This window comes from Mesorhizobium sp. M7A.F.Ca.CA.001.04.2.1, from assembly GCF_003998485.1.
GTDB lineage: Bacteria > Pseudomonadota > Alphaproteobacteria > Rhizobiales > Rhizobiaceae > Mesorhizobium > Mesorhizobium ciceri.
The window spans coordinates 1-19100 of the sequence record NZ_RZQT01000054.1; the positions used below are offsets into that span (position 1 = coordinate 1).

The 19100-nt window shown below is 63.8% G+C and carries 17 protein-coding genes; 13 read left to right on the forward strand and 4 right to left on the reverse strand.

Going from position 1 to position 19100, the window contains the following annotated elements:
• Nucleotides 1-106 precede the first annotated feature (106 nt).
• The 4 genes from alr (at nt 107) to EN955_RS18255 (ending at nt 3877) form a co-directional block, all read left to right on the forward strand.
• Nucleotides 107-1246: an alanine racemase gene (gene alr, locus EN955_RS18240; RefSeq protein ID WP_024502883.1), complete on the forward strand. Its 1140-nt coding sequence runs from the start codon at nt 107-109 to the stop codon at nt 1244-1246.
• Between the two features lie 274 nt (nt 1247-1520).
• Nucleotides 1521-1943, forward strand: coding sequence for a nucleoside diphosphate kinase regulator (rnk, locus tag EN955_RS18245; RefSeq protein WP_024502884.1), 423 nt, complete (start codon nt 1521-1523; stop codon nt 1941-1943).
• Nucleotides 1944-1945: 2 nt separating this feature from the next.
• Nucleotides 1946-2500 (forward strand): nucleoside-diphosphate kinase, encoded by a 555-nt coding sequence (locus tag EN955_RS18250; protein ID WP_081714251.1) that lies wholly within the window; start codon nt 1946-1948, stop codon nt 2498-2500.
• 120 nt (nt 2501-2620) lie between these two features.
• Nucleotides 2621-3877: a D-amino acid dehydrogenase gene (locus EN955_RS18255; protein ID WP_024502886.1), complete on the forward strand. Its 1257-nt coding sequence runs from the start codon at nt 2621-2623 to the stop codon at nt 3875-3877.
• A 4-nt stretch (nt 3878-3881) separates the two neighbouring features.
• Here the strand turns inward: EN955_RS18255 and EN955_RS18260 are convergent, their stop codons facing one another.
• The 3 genes from EN955_RS18260 to EN955_RS18270 form a co-directional block, all read right to left on the reverse strand.
• Nucleotides 3882-6038, reverse strand: a complete 2157-nt coding sequence (locus EN955_RS18260; protein ID WP_024502887.1) for a phospholipase D-like domain-containing protein — start codon at nt 6036-6038, stop codon at nt 3882-3884.
• Complete coding sequence (locus EN955_RS18265) at nt 6035-6478, reverse strand: hypothetical protein (protein WP_024502888.1); 444 nt, start codon at nt 6476-6478, stop codon at nt 6035-6037. Before EN955_RS18265 ends, EN955_RS18260 begins: the two co-directional genes overlap by 4 nt.
• Nucleotides 6479-6694: 216 nt before the next feature.
• The gene (locus EN955_RS18270) at nt 6695-7576 is read right to left on the reverse strand and encodes a LysR family transcriptional regulator (protein ID WP_024502889.1); all 882 of its coding nucleotides are present in this window, start codon (nt 7574-7576) and stop codon (nt 6695-6697) included.
• A gap of 218 nt (nt 7577-7794) precedes the next feature.
• Between EN955_RS18270 and EN955_RS18275 the strand changes: the two genes are divergently transcribed.
• Nucleotides 7795-9291 (forward strand): CoA-acylating methylmalonate-semialdehyde dehydrogenase, encoded by a 1497-nt coding sequence (locus EN955_RS18275; protein ID WP_013529086.1) that lies wholly within the window; start codon nt 7795-7797, stop codon nt 9289-9291.
• A 217-nt stretch (nt 9292-9508) separates the two neighbouring features.
• Entirely contained in the window at nt 9509-9808 is a 300-nt protein-coding gene (locus tag EN955_RS18280; protein WP_024502890.1) for a hypothetical protein, read from the forward strand.
• Between the two features lie 52 nt (nt 9809-9860).
• Here EN955_RS18280 and EN955_RS18285 read toward each other — a convergent pair whose 3' ends face one another.
• Complete coding sequence (locus EN955_RS18285) at nt 9861-10553, reverse strand: GntR family transcriptional regulator (RefSeq protein WP_050580451.1); 693 nt, start codon at nt 10551-10553, stop codon at nt 9861-9863.
• 69 nt (nt 10554-10622) lie between these two features.
• Here EN955_RS18285 and EN955_RS18290 point away from each other — a divergent pair, with 69 nt between their 5' ends.
• From EN955_RS18290 to EN955_RS18320, 7 genes are all read left to right on the forward strand, one after another.
• Nucleotides 10623-11516 (forward strand): dihydrodipicolinate synthase family protein, encoded by an 894-nt coding sequence (locus EN955_RS18290; protein ID WP_024502892.1) that lies wholly within the window; start codon nt 10623-10625, stop codon nt 11514-11516.
• Nucleotides 11517-11664: 148 nt separating this feature from the next.
• Nucleotides 11665-12897 (forward strand): FAD-binding oxidoreductase, encoded by a 1233-nt coding sequence (locus EN955_RS18295; RefSeq protein ID WP_081714252.1) that lies wholly within the window; start codon nt 11665-11667, stop codon nt 12895-12897.
• A gap of 32 nt (nt 12898-12929) precedes the next feature.
• A complete protein-coding gene (locus EN955_RS18300; protein WP_013529091.1) occupies nt 12930-13931 on the forward strand; it encodes a 4-hydroxyproline epimerase in 1002 nt (333 codons plus the stop codon).
• A gap of 334 nt (nt 13932-14265) precedes the next feature.
• Nucleotides 14266-15168, forward strand: a complete 903-nt coding sequence (locus tag EN955_RS18305; RefSeq protein WP_013529092.1) for a branched-chain amino acid ABC transporter permease — start codon at nt 14266-14268, stop codon at nt 15166-15168.
• A 4-nt stretch (nt 15169-15172) separates the two neighbouring features.
• Nucleotides 15173-16768, forward strand: coding sequence for a high-affinity branched-chain amino acid ABC transporter permease LivM (gene livM / locus EN955_RS18310; RefSeq protein WP_013529093.1), 1596 nt, complete (start codon nt 15173-15175; stop codon nt 16766-16768).
• The gene (locus tag EN955_RS18315) at nt 16768-18324 is read left to right on the forward strand and encodes an ATP-binding cassette domain-containing protein (RefSeq protein WP_013529094.1); all 1557 of its coding nucleotides are present in this window, start codon (nt 16768-16770) and stop codon (nt 18322-18324) included. Before livM ends, EN955_RS18315 begins: the two co-directional genes overlap by 1 nt.
• Nucleotides 18324-19052, forward strand: a complete 729-nt coding sequence (locus EN955_RS18320) for an ABC transporter ATP-binding protein (protein ID WP_013529095.1) — start codon at nt 18324-18326, stop codon at nt 19050-19052. Before EN955_RS18315 ends, EN955_RS18320 begins: the two co-directional genes overlap by 1 nt.
• Nucleotides 19053-19100 lie beyond the last annotated feature (48 nt).

The window sequence follows — 19100 nt, forward strand, 5'->3', positions numbered from 1 at the left end:
GAGTAGGGGAGTAGGGGAGTAGGGGAGTAGGGTTGAATGTTCTGTTGCGGTCCGCGCCAATTTCTACTGACTACTGACTAACCCATCCACCACAAGAACGGTCGCCATGAACGACGCCCTCCAAAAATCGCCGCCAGAAGAGGTCACCGCCACGAGCGAAGTGGCGGCTGGGGCCATCCTCACCATCGATCTCGGTGCAATCCGTGAAAACTACCGGCGGCTGAAGGCGCGGTTGGGCGATGTTGCCTGCGCTGGTGTGCTCAAGGCGGACGGCTACGGCCTTGGCGCCGGCCAGGTCGGGGCGGCACTGCTGCGCGAAGGCTGCGATATCTTCTTCGTTGCGCTTCTGGGCGAAGGCGTCGCCCTGCGCCGCTCGCTTGGGGCGGACCCTGCCATTTTCGTGTTGAACGGCATTCCGCCCGGTGCCGAGCCGGACGCTGTGGCAGCAAACCTTTGCGTTGTTATCAACAGCCACGAGCAACTGGCAGCCTGGCGTGCTGCGGCCCGCCGCGCCGGCCGAAAACTGCCGGCCGCGGTCCAGGTCGACAGCGGCATGTCGCGGCTCGGCATGGCGCCTCGGGATGTGGATCGCATCGCCGCCGATCCGCAGGCTTTCGACGGCATCGACATCCGTTACGTGATGAGCCATCTGGCCTGCGCCGACGAGCCGGAGCATCCGGCCAATGAGAAGCAGCGACTGGCATTCGAGCAGCTGCGCAAGATGCTGCCGGCGGCACCGGCCTCGCTGACCAATTCCTCCGGCATCTTTCTTGGGCCGTCCTTTCACTACGATCTCGCCCGCCCCGGTGCCGCCCTCTACGGCATCAATCCGACGCCGCCAAAGTCCAATCCGATGCTGCCGGTGGTGCGGCTGCAGGCAAAGGTGGCACAGACGCGCAGCGTCGAAAAGGGCGCCGGCGTCGGCTATGGCCACACCTATCATGCGCAAGGCCCGCTCAGGCTGGCGACGATTTCGTTCGGCTACGCTGATGGCTGGCAACGCCGTGCCGCGTCCGCCGCCTGGTTCGAGGGCGTGCGGCTACCTTTCGTCGGGCGGGTGTCGATGGATTCGATCATTCTCGACATTTCCGCCCTGCCGGGCGGCAGGCTGCGCGAGGGTGATCTGGTCGAACTGCTCGGTCCCTCGCAAAGCGTCGATGACGCCGCCGGCCATGCCGGCACCATCGGCTACGAGATCCTGACCAGCCTCGGCCCGCGCTTCCACCGGCGCTATGTCGGCGGTTGAGCGGTTTGGCCGCGCTTGACAAGCGGACGCCTGTCGGCAAGGCTCCATGCATGAGCAACCCAGCTTATATCAGAACCTTGTTCAGGGTCTGCCCGATCGCGGGATCGTAGCCCCGGCGCGGTCGCCTTTTGGCGTCCGTCCGAACCGGGGCATTTCTACCTGACATTATCATTCCCGAGCCAGACAGCTTCGCGGCTGCCGGTTTTTCATCAAGCCACCGTTTGCGCGGCGGCAGGCGCGCGTCTGTTCGATGCGCCAAGTCATGAGGTTTGCCATGCAACATGCAACAGGATTGCGTCCACCGAGCCGGCTTCTGGTCACCGATGCCGACCATCATAGGCTGACGGGCCTGGCGCGGGCGTCGCTCGACCGCGTGCCCGAGACGGCCGAAGAATTGCTTTCGGAGATGGACCGTGCCGTTGTCACGGCGGCGGCTTCCATGCCGGCCAATGTGGTGCGGATGGGCTCGGCGGTGACAATCCGCAACGATGGCGGCAACATCCAGCGCGTCACGCTGGTCTATCCCGGCGAAGCAGACATCAGTGAAAACAGGATCTCGGTGCTGACGCCGATGGGGACGGCGCTCATCGGCGCGACCGCTGGGCAGACGGTGTGCTGGAGCAGCCGTGGCGGCCGGGAACTGTCGGCGACCATCGAAGTGGTCGATACGCCGGCCTGCGGGCGGGAGGGGTCTTGATCATGGAGACGGCGATGACAGGCGCGAATTTCCAGCTGACGACAAAGGACTTCGCCGTCCTCGAAATCATGTTGGAGCGTCGGCGGGCTTTCGCGGATCCGATTGTTCCAATGCTTGAAGACAAGCTTTCCAAGGCCGAGGTCGTCGCGATCGATTCGGTCGGATCCGATATCGTGACGCTGAACAGCAGGCTGGTATTCCGTGTCGATGCCGGCCCCGCCCAGACCCGGACCCTGGTGCAGAACGAGGTGCGCGGCCCGGTCGGCTCCAGCCTGTCGATCATGACAAGGCGGGGGCTTTGCATGCTCGGCATGGCCGAGGGCCAGACTGCGTGGATCGAACAGGCCGACGGCAGGCGGGAGTCGGTCCTGATCGCGACCGTGCTCTACCAGCCGGAGGCCGCGCGGCGTGCCGTTAGGGAGAAATCCCAGGCCGAGGCGCGAAGGCCGCATGGGCTCACCCTTGTCTACAGCGCCGCAGCCGATTGGCGGCCCCTTGGCGAAAGGGCCGGAATGCGGCAGACAGGGGATGACGACCCCGGTCCTGCGGCGGCGTGAACAGGCAACACTGCATGATCTCGAAAATCGGCATCGATTTTCGCCGGGGATCATGCGCAAATCGGAAATGCGCCGCGTCCAGGCGTCCTCAAGGGCGTGCGACGCGGCAAGGAGTGAACGATGAAGATCATGGTGCTGGGCGGCGGCGTCATCGGAGTGACCACGGCGTACTTTCTCGCCGAGGCCGGCCACGAGGTGACGGTTCTCGACCGCCAGAAAGGCCCGGCGCTGGAAACCAGCTTCGCCAATGCCGGCGAAATTTCGCCCGGCTACGCCTCGCCCTGGGCCGGTCCCGGCATTCCGCTGAAGGCGATCAAATGGCTGCTGATGAAGCATGGCCCGCTGGTGGTGCGGCCGGCCTTCGATCCGCATATGTGGACATGGCTCATCAAGATGCTGCGCAACTGCACGGCCGAGCGCTATGCGATCAACAAGGCGCGCATGGTGCCGCTGGCCGAATACAGCCGCGATACGCTCAAGGCGCTGCGCGAAGCGACCGGCATCGCCTATGACGAGCGGACCCAGGGCACGCTGCAGCTGTTCCGGACGCAAAAGCAGCTTGACGGCACCGGCGGCGATGTCGAGGTGCTGAAGAAGTATGGCGTGCCTTACGAGATCCTCGACCAGGACGGTTGCATCGCGGCTGAGCCTGGCCTTGCCGGGGTGCGCGAAAAGTTCGTCGGCGGCCTCAGGCTGCCGCACGACGAGACCGGCGACTGCAAGATGTTCACCGACAGGCTGGCCGAGCTTTGCGTGGCGCGCGGCGTCAAGTTCGAGTACGACGTGACGATCTGGCGCGTCATCCGCAGCCGCAACCGCATTGCCAATCTCAGCACCAGCAAGGGCTGGAAGACCGCCGACGCCTATGTGATGGCGCTGGGCAGTTATTCGGCGGGTTTCATGCGCCGGGTGAAGCGGCCGATCCCGGTCTATCCGGTCAAGGGCTATTCGATCACCGTGCCGATCAAGGACGCGGCGGCGGCGCCGGTCTCGACGGTGATGGACGAGACCTACAAGGTGGCGATCACCCGGCTTGGCGACCGCATCCGGGTTGGCGGTACGGCCGAGATTTCCGGCTTCGACCTCAGGCTGCACGAATCGCGGCGGCGCACGCTGGAACACTCGGTCGGCGATCTCTTTCCGGGCGCCGGCGCGATGCGGGACGCGACGTTCTGGTGCGGGCTGCGGCCGATGACGCCGGATGGCCCGCCGCTGATCGGCCGCACCGAGCTTTCCAATCTCTATCTCAACACCGGCCACGGCACGCTCGGCTGGACCATGGCTTGCGGCTCGGGCAAGGTGCTGGCCGACATCATCTCCAGCCGGGTGCCTGACATCGACGTCCGCGACCTCGCGCAGGAGCGTTATCTGCGGTAGAGAGTCAGAACGCCTGCCGGACCCAGTCCTCGTCGAACAGCAGCCGGTAGGCCCATGGGATCGTCACATTGGTGGCGACCGGATTGGAGTGGGCGACATAGTCGTCATAGATCGGCTTCATCCTGGTGTAGAAGGCCGGATCGAGCACCATCATGCCGTTCTCACTGTCGTGGAAGAAGCTGCGGTTGTTGAGGTTGACCGACGAGATGGCGACCAGCCTTTCGTCGATCATCATGATCTTGGAATGCAGCACCACGTCAGGCGCCTTGAACTCGCGGATGTTGATGCGGTCGCCATATTTCTCGACGAACAGCTTGTTGAGCGCGGTGAGGAACTTGCCGCCGATATCGCCCTTGAGATCGATGCGGCCGACAATGTCGATCCTGACGCCGCGCGCGAGCGCCCGGTCAACAGCCTGGGCAAGCTTGGGCGTCAGGTTGAGATAGGGGTTGACGATCTGGATATGGTGCCGGGCGGCGTCGACCAGCTCGACGAAATAATCCTCCAGCGCATGGCCATCCTCGTAGGGCACCGAAATGAAGTGCCGCGCCGTGCCTGAGGGGCGGCCGCCGGCGGACCGGGCCGGAATGGAGAAGGGGCGCGCCAGATTGGTGTCGGCGTCGCGCAGCCACACTGTCGAAAGATGCGCGGCAAGGGTCTCGACCGTGGCCGGATCGGCGAACTCGATGTCGAAGTCGCTCCAGTTCGAATAGTAGTTCAGCGAGAACCCGTCGGTCTTGCCGTATTGCTCAAGGTCTGGATAGCGCGACAGATCGATCGGCTGGTGGAACAGGAAGCCGTCATGGATGTTGCGGCCGCCGATGATGGCGCGCGACTGCCGTGGATCGTCGGCAAGCGTCGCCAGCATCTTGACGTGATGGACCTTGTGCAATTGTGAAATCTGCTCGTCGATCGGCGCGCCCCGGTCCGCCCGCCAGCGATATTCCTGCAGCCCGACATTGGGGAATTCGGTCGCCAGCCGATGCAGCATGGCGTCGTCCTTGTCGCGCTCCAGCACGTCGGTGACCAGGATGCGCACCTTGGTGCCGAGGGCTGCATGATGACGGATCAGCCGTTCGATGATGCGGCCGGAGAAGTCGGCCTTGAACTCCAGGGATGACAGATAGATCAGCTTCAGTTTTGGGGCCCTGGAGAAGTCGAGCGGCAGCTCCGGGTCGCCCTTGTCGATGGCGCTGTCGGACAGCGGCGCTCCCATCAGCGCCTCGACCTTGGCGTTGAAGCCATCGCGCGATTTGCGCAGCAGGCGCGGCTTTCCGATCGGCAAGGCACAGGTCTGCGACAGCCAACGGCTGGCATAGAAGGCGCGGCTGAGAGGATCGAGGCCGGTTGGGTCTGGCGTCGGGCAACGCTCGTAGCGACTGTCGAAAGCGGCAAGCGCCGGATCGGCGGTCTCTTCGCGTCGGATGGTGAGCGGCGCGCCGGCCGGAGCAAGGCTGGAGCGGATTCTTGCCGCGCAGCGGTTCAGGCCGTCACTTGGAAACAGGCTGACCGTATCGTCCTCGCCGGACAGGCGAAAGCGAAATGCCGTGCCCGTGGCGATGGTGCGTGAAGCGCCGCCGGCACGGATCGCCAGCGTGCCGTCGCAGACGCCTTCGATGTCGGCCGGTTGCTTGCCGGCCTGGCGCAGCACGATCTCGACGCTGCGCGCTTGCAGGCCGGAGAAATCGAAGGTCTTGGGCGCCGAAGGCCGCGCCGCCGCATCGATGTAGAGCGTCTGTCGCGACACCCGCCAGCGTCCGTCAAAATGACCCTCGCCGCTGTTGGCGCCGGCTGGCGGCAGATGCGTTTCGGCGACCGGCCCGGCGAGTTTTTGCAGCGTCCGGTAGGTCGCCTGGAAATCGCTGTTGGCGATCTCATGGCGGTCGTGGCCGAAAGGGCCGGTGCCGTTGGCGCGGTCCATGGCGCCAAGCTGATGGCGGGCGAGCAGCGCCAGGAAGCGTTTTTCGTAGTCGCTGGTGCCGGCGTCGCCGAAAAACTGCGCGGCGACGATCCGTGGCCCAGCTGTCTCCGCGGAGAGCGCGGGTCGCGCGCAAGCGCTCTGGCCTTGCAGGAGATCGCAGGCATTGCGACCAGTGCCGGCACAGCCGGCAAGGACAGCCAGCCCGAACAGAACGACGGCGATGAATGCGCGACCCTTCACCCGGCAGCTCCGGTCTTCAGGGCACTCAATTGCGCCGGATCGCGCGGCGGCATGAAACCCTGCGGGAAGACCTTGCAGACGGGGATGGCAAAGGTGGCGATCAGCAGTTCGGCCTCGCCGCGCATCTTGCGCGGCGTTGCGTTGTCGTCACGGATCGCTTTCGCCGAGGCGACCAGGGCGCCGTCGCAGTCGCAATGGTTGTGGCGGGCGATGTAACAGGCGTCATGCGTCTGGCAGGCCGCGTCGAGGCGGTCGACCGGCCGGGCCGACAGATCGCCGGTGCGGGTGCCGGGGCCGCAATAATTGCCGAAGACGAAAGGCGAAGGCCGCGCCATGGCGTAGCGGATCGGTTTGGGCAGTTCGGCCTCCGGAACCTTCGTCCACGGATTGGCGCAAGCGGAAATGAAAAGCAGCGGCAGGATGGCAAGAACGGCTCGCATGTCTATCCGCGCCAGCTTTCTGAAAGGTTCCCCACCCGGCGACCTGCCCGTGGCCGGCGACCGCACGCCTGATGCCACACTGGCCGGTTTTGTGGCAAGGAAAAGGCGGCACGGCCAAAGCGTATCGCGTTTGATCGGATTCATGCGATGCGCTTTAGCGTCTTAGTTTATGCATGTCGTTCGCCCAAAACCGAGATCAGTTTTGGGCGACATGCCTCAGACGAACAGGTTCCGCTCCCGCTCCACCATCTTGGTGATGAAGCTGGCGACGATCTGGACGCGGCGCAGTGGCCTGACCGATTCGTGATAGACCAGCCAGTAGGCGCGGCGGATGGGTGCCACGACATCGACCGGCACGAGTTCCGGCATCGAGCGGGCGACGAAGGTGTGCAGGATGCCGATGCCGGCGCCCGAGCGCACTGCTTCGGCCTGGCCGAGCGCCGAGGAGATGGCGAAACTGGTGCGCCAGTCCGCGCTGAATTCGGCCGCGTAGTCGAGCGAAGGGCTGACAATGAGATCCGGCACATAGCCGATAAGGGTGTGCTGGCCGAGTTCGGCCGCTGTTTTGGGCAGACCATTGGCATCGACATAAGCGCGCGAGGCAAACAGGCCGAGCGAATAGTCGACCAGCTTTCCCGCCACCAGCCGGCCTTCGGTCGGCCGCTCGACAGTGATGGCGATGTCCGCCTCGCGGCGCGACAGGGAGAAGGAGCGCGGCACCGGCACAAGCTGGATCGTCAGTTCGCGGTGCAGGGCGGTCAGCACGCCAAGGCGATTGGCCAGGAAGGCGACGCCAAAGCCGTCCGGGGCGCCGATGCGCACCGTGCCGGAAACATCGTCGCCTTCGCCTGATATGGTCGAGCGCGCGGCGATCATGTCGCCCTCCATGCGCTCGGCAATGTCGAGGAAGCGCTCGCCGGCGGGAGTCAGCTCGCTGCCGGTGGTCAGCCGGCGAAACAGCTTTGTCCGCAGCGCATCCTCGAGTGCGGCGATGCGGCGTGAGACGGTGGCGTGGTTGAGCTCCAGCCGTTTGGCGGCGCCAAGGATCTGGCCGGCACGCGCCACGGCAAGGAAGATGCGGACGTCATCCCAGTTCATGGGGATGGTCCAGATGACAATCGCTGACGCCGCGTCCTGTGGTGGGAACTCAATCTCTCAATCCCTGCTGCTATCAGACGGGGTCTCCGCATTTGCGAGAATTGATGCTCGTCCGTCAACCGCTATCTACTTTCCGCACAACGGTTGCGTTCTCCGTCGCGTTGCCATCCGCCGGCCAAAGGCGGACAATGCAGCATCACAAATAAGGGAGAGAAATCATGATCGACTATGGTCATTTCATCGGCGGCAAGCACGTCGCCGGGACCAGCGGCCGCAAGCAGGATGTCATGCAGCCGATGGATGGCTCCGTGCGCGGCACGGTGGCGCTGGCATCACAGGCGGAACTGCGCGCTGCGGTGGAGAACGCCAAGGCTGCGCAGCCGAAATGGGCCGCAACCAACCCGCAGCGTCGCGTGCGCGTGCTGATGAAGTTTCTCGAACTGGTCGCCCGCGACTATGACGAACTGGCCGACATCCTGGCGCGCGAGCATGGCAAGACGATCGCCGACGCCAAGGGCGACATCCAGCGCGGCCTCGAAGTGGTCGAAGTCTGCATCGGCGCGCCGCACATGATGAAGGGTGAATTCACCGACGGCGCCGGCCCCGGCATCGACGTCTATTCGATGCGCCAGCCGCTCGGCGTCGTCGCCGGCATCACGCCGTTCAACTTCCCGGCAATGATCCCGCTGTGGAAGATCGCGCCGGCCATCGCCTGCGGCAACGCCTTCATCCTGAAGCCGTCGGAGCGCGATCCGGGCGTGCCGATGCGCATCGCCGAACTGTTCCTCGAAGCTGGCCTGCCAGCGGGCATCCTCAATGTTGTCAATGGCGACAAGGACGTGGTCGACGCCATCCTCGACGATCCCGACATCAAGGCCATCGGCTTTGTCGGCTCGACGCCGATCGCCCACTACATCTATTCGCGCGGCACGGCCGCCGGCAAGCGCGTGCAGTGCTTCGGCGGCGCCAAGAACCACATGATCATCATGCCCGATGCCGACATGGACCAGACGGTCGACGCGCTGATCGGCGCCGGCTACGGCTCGGCCGGCGAACGCTGCATGGCGATCTCGGTTGCCGTCCCGGTCGGCAACGACACCGCCAACCGGCTGATGGAAAAGCTGATCCCGCGCGTCGAAAGCCTGAAGGTCGGTCCTTCGACCGACTCTTCCGCCGATTTCGGCCCGCTGGTGACGCGCCAAGCCCTGGAGCGGGTCAAGGGCTATGTCGACACCGGCGTCAAGGAAGGCGCCAAGCTGGTCGTCGACGGCCGCGGCTTCTCCATGCAGGGCTATGAAGACGGCTACTATATGGGCGGCTGCCTGTTCGACAACGTCACCGCGGACATGCGCATCTACAAGGAAGAGATCTTTGGGCCGGTGCTGTCGGTTGTGCGCGCGCCGACCTATGAGAGCGCGATCAAGCTCGCCAACGACCATGAGATGGGCAATGGCGTCGCCATCTTCACTCGTGACGGCGATGCCGCGCGCGATTTCGCAAGCCGTGTCCAGGTCGGCATGGTCGGCATCAATGTGCCGATCCCGGTGCCGATCGCCTACTACACCTTCGGCGGTTGGAAGGCGTCTTCCTTCGGCGACCTCAACCAGCACGGCCCGGACGCGTTCCGTTTCTACACCAAGACCAAGACGGTGACCTCGCGCTGGCCGTCCGGGATCAAGGACGGTGCCGAATTCGTCATCCCGACGATGAACTGACCGGACAACAGATTGATTTTGAATTTGAGGCCCGGGCGCTCGCGCCCGGGCTTTTTTGCAGGTCGGCGACGACCCTATCTGCGTGAACGCTAATGTGATGGAACCAAGTGGGCATCTGCCGTCTTGGTTTGCAGTCCTGCCGCAAGGAGGTACGGCAGATCAAGCAACGGCGCTGGCGACAGCTTCGGGGACATCGTCTGGCGCAAGGAGGTGTCAGATGACCCGTCTTGTGGCAACGCTATTTTTCGCGGCGGTTTCCGCGTTTGCCGCCGTCCCGGCGATGGCGGAGCAATGCGCAGCCCGTGCGGATATGATCAAAGCGCTCGGGGAAAAATTCCACGAAAGCGAGGCTGCGCGCGGCCTGGTCAACCCGAGCGTCATTCTTGAGATATTCGTCTCCGACCAGGGCACCTGGACGATCCTTGCCACCGACACGCATGGTCAGAGCTGCGTCATCACGGCGGGCGAAGGCTGGGACGGTTCGTTGATGGCGGCGGCTGCCTTGCCAGGGACGTGATCCGAGCTTCGAGGAAGCACCGGCGACGAAAGCGCATCGGATTAAAAGACGCTCAGCGCGTCGCCGCCGTTTCGGCGTGGCCGCGCAGCAGCGCCATCAGGCGTTTGGCATCCTTGGCCGCGGCCTCCTCGTCGCCGGCAAGGATCGAGCGGATCAGCGCGACATGGTGCTCGGCGGATTCGGCAAGACCGGTCTCGGCCTTGTAGCGGAACCAGAAGCGGCGGCTGTGGGTCTGCAACGGGGCGGCCAAACGGGCGGCGAAGGGATTGTCGGCAGCCAGTGCCAACGCTTCGTCAAGTGCCTTGTCGGCCTGAATGAAGGCAAGCACGTTGCCCGAGATCACCGCTTTCTGCATGGCAAGCGCTGCTTCGTGAAACAGGTCGGCGGCCTCGCGGGTGACGAAGCGGGCGGCCGAGCGGGCCAGCACCACCTCGACGCCGCGACGCGCGTCGAGCACGCGCAGCCAGTCGCCGGGATGCAGCGGGGCGATGGCGATGCCGGCGCGCGGCCTGATGTCGAGCAGCGCTTCCCAGGCCAGCCGCTGGATCGCCTCGCGCACCGGTGTCCTGCCAAGCCCGAGCCTGTCGATCAGGGCGCCCTCGGTGACGAAGCTTGCCGGGGCCAGTTCGAGCGTGACGATCATGTGCTCGAGCACATGGTAGGCCCTAGTCGCGGCCGGCTCCGCCGAGGTGCTTGCTGCCGTGGATATCAAATGCGCTCTCCTGATATATCTTGAATATATCATAACGGATTCCGCATTGACAGCGGGTTTGTTAATAGATATACCAGTGATATATCAGATGGAGAGATGATCATGTGGACCGGAGTTTTTCCTGCCGTCACGACCAAATTCACCGCGGATGATCGCCTCGATCATGCCGAGATGGAGCGCTGCTTCAACCTGCAGATGGAAGCTGGCTGCGACGGCATCATCGTTTGCGGATCGCTCGGCGAGGGGCCGATGCTGTCGCCCGATGAGAAGATCGAGGTGCTGAAGACCGCACAAAAGGTCGCCGGCAAGAAGCCGGTGCTGCTGACGGTCAACGAGGCCGGCACACGCGAGGCGGCCAGCATCGCCAAGCGCGCGAGCCGGGAAGGCGCCAACGGCCTGATGGTCGTGCCGAGCCCGATCTACCACACCAATGCGGAAGAGACGGTCGCGGCGCTGCGCGCGGTCGCGCAGGCTGGCGACCTGCCGGTCATGATCTACTCCAACCGGCTTGCCTACCGCGTCGACGTCAGCGTCGACCAGATGGAGGAGCTGGCGTCGGACGAGCGCTTTGTCGCGATCAAGGAATCCTCCGACGACATCCGTCGTTCGACCGAGATCATCAATCGCCTGGGCACTCGCTACGACCTGTTCACCGGCGTCGACAATCTGGCCTTCGAGGCGCTGTCGGTCGGCGCCATCGGTTGGGTGGCCGGACTGGTCACCGCGTTCCCGCGCGAGACGGTCGCCATCTACCAGCTGATGAAGCAGGGTCGCCGCGAAGAGGCGCTCGGCATCTACCGCTGGTTCCGGCCGCTGCTCGACCTCGACGTCTCGACCTATCTGGTCCAAAACATCAAGCTTGCCGAAGTGTTCGCGATCAACACAAATGACCGCGTTCGCATGCCGCGACAGCCGCTGTCTGGCGATCGCCGCAAGTCCGTCGAGAAGATCGTCAAGGATGCGCTCGCGGTGCGGCCGACACTGCCGCAGTTCTGAGGCTTCTTTTTCCTGTTCGCAGGGAGAAGATGGTGGCAGCCAGATAAGGGGCAGCGCCCACGTGCAAGGAAATTCCAGGTCGACAGAAGCGGGGCGCAGCCCCTCATCCGCCCTTCGGGCGCCTTCTCCCCGTGAACGGGGAGAAGGGTTGGACATAGCCATCGTCGGTGGCGGCATCATCGGTATCTGTGCCGCTGCTTCTCTCGCTGAGGCGGGACGCAGGGTCACCGTCTTCGATCGCACAGGCATTTGCGAGGAGACGAGCTCGGGCAATGCCGCCGCCTTCGCCTTCTCCGACGTGCTGCCGCTGGCGCACAAGGGCATGATGCGGCAGCTGCCGAAATGGCTGGCCGATCCGCTCGGCCCGCTCAGCATCCCGCCCGCCTACCTGCCGACGCTTCTGCCCTGGCTGATCCGCTTCTGGCGCGCCGGTGCGCCGGGGAAATACGAGGCGAGCCTTGCCGCTCAAGCAGGCATGATGAAGCTTGCCGAGGCGGAGTGGATGGGCTTGCTCGATCGCTCCGGCACGCGGTCGATGCTGCGCGAGGATGGCTCGCTCGAGCTTTACGAAAGCGAAGCCGAATTTCAGGCCGGGCTGCCCGGCTGGGCGGCGCGTAAGCGTTTCGGCATCGGTTTCCGCCACGTCGAGGGCGAGGAACTGGCCGCCTTGCAGCCGGGCCTGTCGCCGCGCTTCATCAAAGGCACGTTCGTGCCGGGATGGAAGACGGTCGCCGACCCGAAACTGCTGGGCAAAGCGGTGTGGACCTATGCGCAGGCCAAGGGCGCTCGCTTTGAGCTGGTCCGGATCAGCCAAGTCGCGGCGGATCAGGATGGAGCGACGCTGACGTTGGCAGACGGCACGACCAGACAGGCCCGGCACCTCGTCGTCGCCGCCGGCGCCTGGTCGCATCTGCTGGCTAAGCAACTCGGCGATCGCATTCCGCTGGAGACCGAGCGCGGCTACAACACCACCTTGCCCACGAGTGCCTTCGACGTGAAGCGGATGCTGATCTTCTCCGGCCATGGTTTCGTCGTCACGCCGCTCGAAACGGGCCTGCGCGTCGGCGGCGCCGTCGAACTCGGCGGCATCGAGCGGCCGCCCAATTATGCCAGGTCGAAGGCGCTGCTGCAGAAGGCACAGAAATTCCTGCCAGGGCTCGATCCCTCGGGCGGGCGCGAATGGATGGGGTTCCGCCCCTCGCTGCCGGATTCAGTGCCCGTCATCGGCGGCGCGCCGGGAAAGCGGTCGGTGGTCTATGCCTTCGGCCATGGCCATCTCGGCCTGACCCAGGCGGCGGCCACCGGACGGTTGATCAGGGATCTTGTCCTGGGGCAGACTCCGCCGATCGATCTGGCCCCCTTCAGTCCGCAACGATTTTGATTTTTTCGGGTTTTTGATTTTCGAGGAGCGTCATGGCCAAGAAATCCTTCTTCTGCATAGACGGCCACACCTGCGGCAATCCTGTGCGGCTGGTCGCCGGCGGCGGCCCGCTGTTGCAGGGCGCGACGATGATGGAGCGGCGTGCGCATTTTCTGGCCGAGTATGACTGGATCCGCACCGGGCTGATGTTCGAGCCGCGCGGCCACGACGTGATGTCCGGTTCGATCCTCTATCCGCCGACGCGCGAGGATTGCGACATCGCCATCCTGTTCATCGAAACCTCCGGCTGCCTGCCGATGTGCGGCCATGGCACGATCGGTACGGTGACGATGGCCATCGAGCACGGACTGATCAAACCAAAGACGCCGGGCGTGCTCAGGCTCGACACGCCGGCCGGGCTGGTCGTCGCCGAATACAAGCAGGTCGGCGACTATGTCGAGGAGGTGCGCATCACCAATGTGCCATCCTTCCTCCATGCCGAGGGGCTGACGGTCGAATGCCCTGGGCTCGGTGAAATCACCGTCGACGTCGCCTATGGCGGCAACTTCTACGCCATCGTCGAACCGCAGGAGAACTATCGCGACATGGCCGATCATTCGGCGGGCGACTTCATCGCCTGGAGCCCGGTGGTGCGGCAGCGGCTCAACGAGAAATATTCCTTCGTGCATCCGGAAAATCCTGGCATCAACCGGCTGTCGCACATGCTGTGGACCGGTGCGCCGACGGTGGATGGGGCGGATGCCCGCAATGCCGTGTTCTACGGCGACAAGGCGATTGACCGCTCGCCCTGCGGCACCGGCACCTCGGCGCGCATGGCGCAGCTTCATGCCAAGGGCAAACTCAAGGCCGGAGACAGCTTCGTGCATGAATCGATCATCGGTTCGCTGTTCAAGGGCAAGGTCGAAAAGGATGTCAGCGTGGCCGGCAAGCCGGCCATCATTCCCTCGATCGGCGGCTGGGCGCGCATGACCGGACTGAACACCATCTTCATCGACGACCGCGACCCGTTCGCGCACGGGTTTGTTGTCAAGTGATGGGAATCCTGACCTTGCGGAAAGCAACGACCTGAAAAATGGATCGTGCCAAAAACGCAAGGATTCCTTTCATCACCTAATTTTGACGGCGATTTCTTCGAAACGGGGCGCATGATGCGGTCGAATCGTCAAAGACATTGCGTTATGCCAATGGTAGGGTCCGCGATAGTCCAGGGGTCGGATGATGGAAAACGGGCAATCGGGCGGCGTGCTTCGAAAACACGCATGACGATTGAAAAATGACGTTGCAATCCGGGCTCGAAACTTTACGACTAGGGGAAATACGAAAAGGAATGCGTCTGCATGGGCGACATTCCAGGGGAGCCATGTACACATGCAGTACTTTGTCCAGCAGCTTATCAACGGGCTGACGCTGGGATCGATCTATGGGCTGATCGCGATCGGCTACACGATGGTCTACGGCATCATCGGTATGATCAATTTCGCCCATGGCGACATCTTCATGGTGGGTGCCTTCACGGCACTGATCGTCTTCCTCGCCCTTGGCGCGCTGTTCTATTCCGTGCCGGTTGTGCTGGCGCTGCTGATCATGATGATCGTGGCGATGCTGCTCACCAGCCTCTACAACTGGACGATCGAAAAGGTGGCCTACCGGCCGCTGCGCGGTTCGTTCCGACTGGCCCCGCTGATCACTGCCATCGGCATGTCGATCGCGCTGTCGAACTTCGTCCAGGTGACGCAGGGTCCCCGCAACAAGCCGATCCCGCCGATGGTCAGCCAGGTTTACAACATCAACGGCATCAGCGTGTCGCTGAAGCAGATCATCATTGTCGTCGTCACGGCGCTGCTGCTGGCGCTGTTCTGGTATCTGGTCAACAAGACCTCGCTTGGACGAGCGCAACGGGCCTGTGAGCAGGACCGCAAGATGGCGGCGCTGCTCGGCATCGATGTCGACCGTACCATCTCGATCACCTTCATCATGGGTGCGGCCCTTGCCGCGGTCGCCGGCACTTTGTTCCTGATGTATTACGGCGTCATTGCCTTCTCGGATGGTTTCACGCCGGGCGTGAAAGCCTTCACGGCGGCGGTGCTGGGCGGCATCGGTTCGCTGCCGGGCGCGGTGGTAGGCGGGCTGATGATCGGCTTCATCGAGAGCATGTGGTCGGCCTATTTCTCGATCGACTACAAGGATGTCGCGGCGTTCTCGATCCTGGCCATCGTGCTGATCTTCCTGCCTTCCGGCATATTGGGCCGGCCAGAAGTCGAAAAGGTCTGAGACCATGGCCGTCACCGTATCTCCGGAGCGCGACACCGTCGCCACCCCCATGCAGCGCGCGTTGCGCGAGGCGCTCTATGCCGCTGCCATATCGTTTGGCCTGTTCGTGCTGTTCATCGGCCTGAAGACCGGCCAGAACATTTCCAATGAACTGGTCCTGACGACACGCTGGGGCCTGCTTGCCGCCGTGGTTATCGCCACGGCTGTCGGGCGCTTCCTCTATGTCGCCTATGGACAGCCCTTCCTGGCCAACCAGAAGATCACCGACGTCGCCACCGGCCTGCTGCCGGCCAGCGTGGCGTCACGCTTCTTCCAGTTGCCGGCCTTCATCGTGGCCTTGGTCGCGGCGGTGGTGTTGTTTGCGGTCAACAGCTCTCTCGTCGGATGGGTGGGAGCGGAGCCGGCGGGCTATCTGCAGTTCCTGCGCGCCTTGTCGGTCATCTATGTGCTGGCCTGCGTGATCTATTATTTCCGCGGCTTCATTCATGCCAACTTCACCAAACTCGGCATTGCGGCGCTGATCCTCTATCCGATCCTGGTGGTGGCGATCCTGTCGCTGATGTCCTGGTCGTTTGTCGGCGGACTGCAAGGCTCGCTGAAATGGGTCGACAATTTCGGCATCCAGATCCTGATCTATGTGATGCTGGCCTGGGGCCTGAACATTGTCGTTGGCCTCGCCGGCCTGCTCGACCTCGGTTATGTGGCCTTCTACGCGGTCGGCGCCTATGCCTATGCGCTGCTCGGCACGCAGTACGGCCTGTCGTTCTGGATCCTTTTGCCGGCCGCCGGCGCCATGGCCGCCTTCTGGGGCGTGCTGCTCGGTTTCCCGGTGCTGCGCCTGCGCGGCGATTACCTGGCGATCGTCACCTTGGCTTTCGGTGAGATCATCCGCCTGGTGCTGATCAACTGGCGGGAGGTCACCAACGGTTCAGCCGGTATTTCCGGCATCCCGAAGGTCACCTTCTTCGGCCTGATGACCTTCAACGTGTCGGACCCCAATTACGTCGCCAAGGTGCTGCATCTGGCGACATCGAGCGCCTACTACAAGATCTTCCTCTATTACCTGATCCTGGCGCTGGCGCTGCTGACGGCCTTCGTCACCATCCGGCTGCGGCGCATGCCGGTCGGCCGTGCCTGGGAAGCGTTGCGCGAGGACGAGATCGCCTGCCGCTCGCTCGGCATCAACACCACCACCACGAAGCTTACGGCCTTTGCCACGGGTGCGATGTTCGGCGGCTTCGCCGGCGCATTCTTCGCCGCACGGCAGGGCTTCGTCAGCCCGGAATCCTTCGTCTTCCTGGAATCGGCCATTATCCTGGCCATCGTGGTTCTCGGTGGCATGGGCTCGCTGGTCGGCATAGCGGTCGCCGCAATGGTGATGATCGGCGGCACCGAGGCGTTGCGCGAACTCGACTTCCTCAAGCAGGTCTTCGGACCGGACTTCACACCGGAACTCTACCGCATGCTGCTGTTCGGCATGGCCATGGTCATCGTCATGCTGTGGAAGCCGCGCGGCTTCGTCGGCAGTCGTGAACCAACCGCCTTCCTGAAGGAGCGAAAGGCCGTCTCAAGCTCCTTCACCAAGGAAGGACACGGCTGATGAATGCGAACCCTGTTCAGAAAGCCGCTTCGGGCATGAACGACGCTATCCTTCAGGTCGATCATCTGTCGATGAAGTTCGGTGGCCTGGTGGCCATCGGGGATCTGTCTTTCGCCGCCAAGCGCGGCGAGATCACCGCGCTGATCGGCCCCAACGGCGCCGGCAAGACCACGGTGTTCAATTGCATCACCGGCTTCTACAAGCCCTCGGAAGGCATGATCACGCTCAACCGGAACGATGGTTCGACCTTCCTGCTCGAGCGGCTGCCCAACCATGAAATCCCGGCGCGCGCCAAGGTGGCGCGCACCTTCCAGAACATCCGCCTGTTCTCCGGCATGACCCTGCTGGAGAACCTGCTGGTCGCCCAGCACAACAAACTGATGAAGGCATCGGGCTACACGGTGCTTGGCCTGTTCGGCTTCAGTGGCTATCGCAAGGCCTCGGCCGAATCGGTGGAGCTCGCCAAGCATTGGCTGGAAAAGGCCGATCTTGTCGACCGTGCCGACGACCCGGCCGGCGACCTGCCCTATGGCGCGCAGCGCCGTCTCGAGATCGCTCGCGCCATGTGCACGGGACCCGAGCTTCTGTGCCTCGACGAGCCGGCGGCCGGCCTCAATCCGAAGGAATCGGCGGCGCTCAATGAGCTGCTGATCGACATCAAGAACACATCCGGCGCCTCGATCCTGTTGATCGAGCACGACATGTCGGTGGTCATGCAGATCTCCGACCATGTCGTGGTGCTGGAGTATGGCCGCAAGATCTCCGACGGCAGTCCGCAGTCGGTGCGCACCGATCCGCGCGTCATCGCCGCCTATCTCGGCGTCGACGACGAGGAAGTCGAAGCGGTCCTTACCGAAGTCGGCGACGAAGATGTCATCGAACAGCTCGATACGGGGCCGGATGCCGCGCACGGTCCGGGAACATCGTCGTCCTATCTCGCCGGGCCGGTGACCGACACGGTCGGCCATAGTTCGGGCGAGCGGGTTACGGTGGCCAAGGGAGCGTCAAAGGCCGGTCAGGTCGACGCCAGGTCGCTCGCCGCGGCAAACAAGGCAGCCTCGCAGGCAGCCGTGCCGCCGGCGAAGGCAAAGCCTGCTCCGAAAGCGACGTCGAAGGCGGCAACCGGCACGGCGGCGAAGTCGACCGCATCCGCCAAGCCTGCGGCGAAGACTGGAGAGATCTCCAACCGGCTGGCTGCGCCTCGCGGCGGCAAGGCCGACAATTTGACCCGCATAAAGGGCATCGGTACGGTCAACGAGAAGAAGCTCAACGATCACGGCATCTTCCACTTCGACCAGATCGGCGCCTGGAAAAAGGCCGACGTCGAGGCCGCCGAAGCCTATCTTGCTTTTGACGGACGTATCGCGCGCGAGGAATGGGTCAAACAGGCCAGGCTGCTCGGCCAGGGCAGGGACACGGAATTTTCGCGCCGCGTGGATGCGGGCAAGGTGGCGACGAGCCATGCTTCCGCAAAGACTGCAAAGGCAGCCTCCGGAAAGACCGCGAGCAAGACCGCTGCCAAGCCCGTGGCGGGCAAGCGTGGAGGGGGCAAGTGATGGCCGCGACAACGCTGCTCGATATCAAGGGCGTGCAGACCTATTACGGCAACATCCGGGCGCTGAACGGCGTCGATGTCACCGTCAAGCAGGGTGAGATCGTGGCGCTGATCGGTGCCAATGGCGCCGGCAAGTCGACGCTGATGATGACTATTTTCGGTGCGCCGCGGGCTCGCGCCGGGACTATCACCTTTGCCGGCACCGACATAACCCAGATGCCGACGCACGAGATCGCGCGCATGCGCATTGCCCAATCGCCCGAGGGCCGGCGGATCTTTCCGCGCATGACGGTGATGGAAAACCTGCAGATGGGCGCCAGCCTCGACAACCTCAAGCACTATGACGAGGACGTCGAGAAGGTGTTCACGCTGTTCCCGCGTTTGAAGGAGCGCATCACCCAGCGCGGTGGCACGCTGTCGGGCGGTGAGCAGCAGATGCTGTCGATCGGACGCGCGCTGATGGCACGGCCGAAGCTGCTTTTGCTCGACGAGCCGTCGTTGGGTCTCGCGCCGCTGATCGTCAAACAGATCTTCGACGCCATCCGCGAACTGAACCGCACCCAGGGGCTGACCGTGTTCCTGGTCGAGCAGAACGCCTTCGGCGCGCTCAAGCTCGCCACGCGCGGCTACGTCATGGTCAACGGCAATGTGACGATGAGCGGCACCGGCAAGGAACTGCTCGCCAATCCGGAAGTGCGCGCCGCCTATCTCGAGGGCGGACACCACTGAGTTCGAAGCGGAATGCGTGCACCGCTATTCCGCTCCAGATTGTTTGTT

Excerpts from the sequence above, each read along its gene's own strand:
- alr (WP_024502883.1), top strand. The coding sequence starts at position 107 with ATGAACGACGCCCTCCAAAAATCGCCGCCAGAAGAGGTCACCGCCACG.
- rnk (WP_024502884.1), top strand. The coding sequence starts at position 1,521 with ATGCAACATGCAACAGGATTGCGTCCACCGAGCCGGCTTCTGGTCACC.
- EN955_RS18250 (WP_081714251.1), top strand. The coding sequence starts at position 1,946 with ATGGAGACGGCGATGACAGGCGCGAATTTCCAGCTGACGACAAAGGAC.
- EN955_RS18255 (WP_024502886.1), top strand. The coding sequence starts at position 2,621 with ATGAAGATCATGGTGCTGGGCGGCGGCGTCATCGGAGTGACCACGGCG.
- EN955_RS18265 (WP_024502888.1), bottom strand. The coding sequence starts at position 6,478 with ATGCGAGCCGTTCTTGCCATCCTGCCGCTGCTTTTCATTTCCGCTTGC.
- EN955_RS18270 (WP_024502889.1), bottom strand. The coding sequence starts at position 7,576 with ATGAACTGGGATGACGTCCGCATCTTCCTTGCCGTGGCGCGTGCCGGC.
- EN955_RS18275 (WP_013529086.1), top strand. The coding sequence starts at position 7,795 with ATGATCGACTATGGTCATTTCATCGGCGGCAAGCACGTCGCCGGGACC.
- EN955_RS18280 (WP_024502890.1), top strand. The coding sequence starts at position 9,509 with ATGACCCGTCTTGTGGCAACGCTATTTTTCGCGGCGGTTTCCGCGTTT.
- EN955_RS18285 (WP_050580451.1), bottom strand. The coding sequence starts at position 10,553 with ATGATATATTCAAGATATATCAGGAGAGCGCATTTGATATCCACGGCA.
- EN955_RS18290 (WP_024502892.1), top strand. The coding sequence starts at position 10,623 with ATGTGGACCGGAGTTTTTCCTGCCGTCACGACCAAATTCACCGCGGAT.
- EN955_RS18300 (WP_013529091.1), top strand. The coding sequence starts at position 12,930 with ATGGCCAAGAAATCCTTCTTCTGCATAGACGGCCACACCTGCGGCAAT.
- EN955_RS18305 (WP_013529092.1), top strand. The coding sequence starts at position 14,266 with ATGCAGTACTTTGTCCAGCAGCTTATCAACGGGCTGACGCTGGGATCG.
- livM (WP_013529093.1), top strand. The coding sequence starts at position 15,173 with ATGGCCGTCACCGTATCTCCGGAGCGCGACACCGTCGCCACCCCCATG.
- EN955_RS18315 (WP_013529094.1), top strand. The coding sequence starts at position 16,768 with ATGAATGCGAACCCTGTTCAGAAAGCCGCTTCGGGCATGAACGACGCT.
- EN955_RS18320 (WP_013529095.1), top strand. The coding sequence starts at position 18,324 with ATGGCCGCGACAACGCTGCTCGATATCAAGGGCGTGCAGACCTATTAC.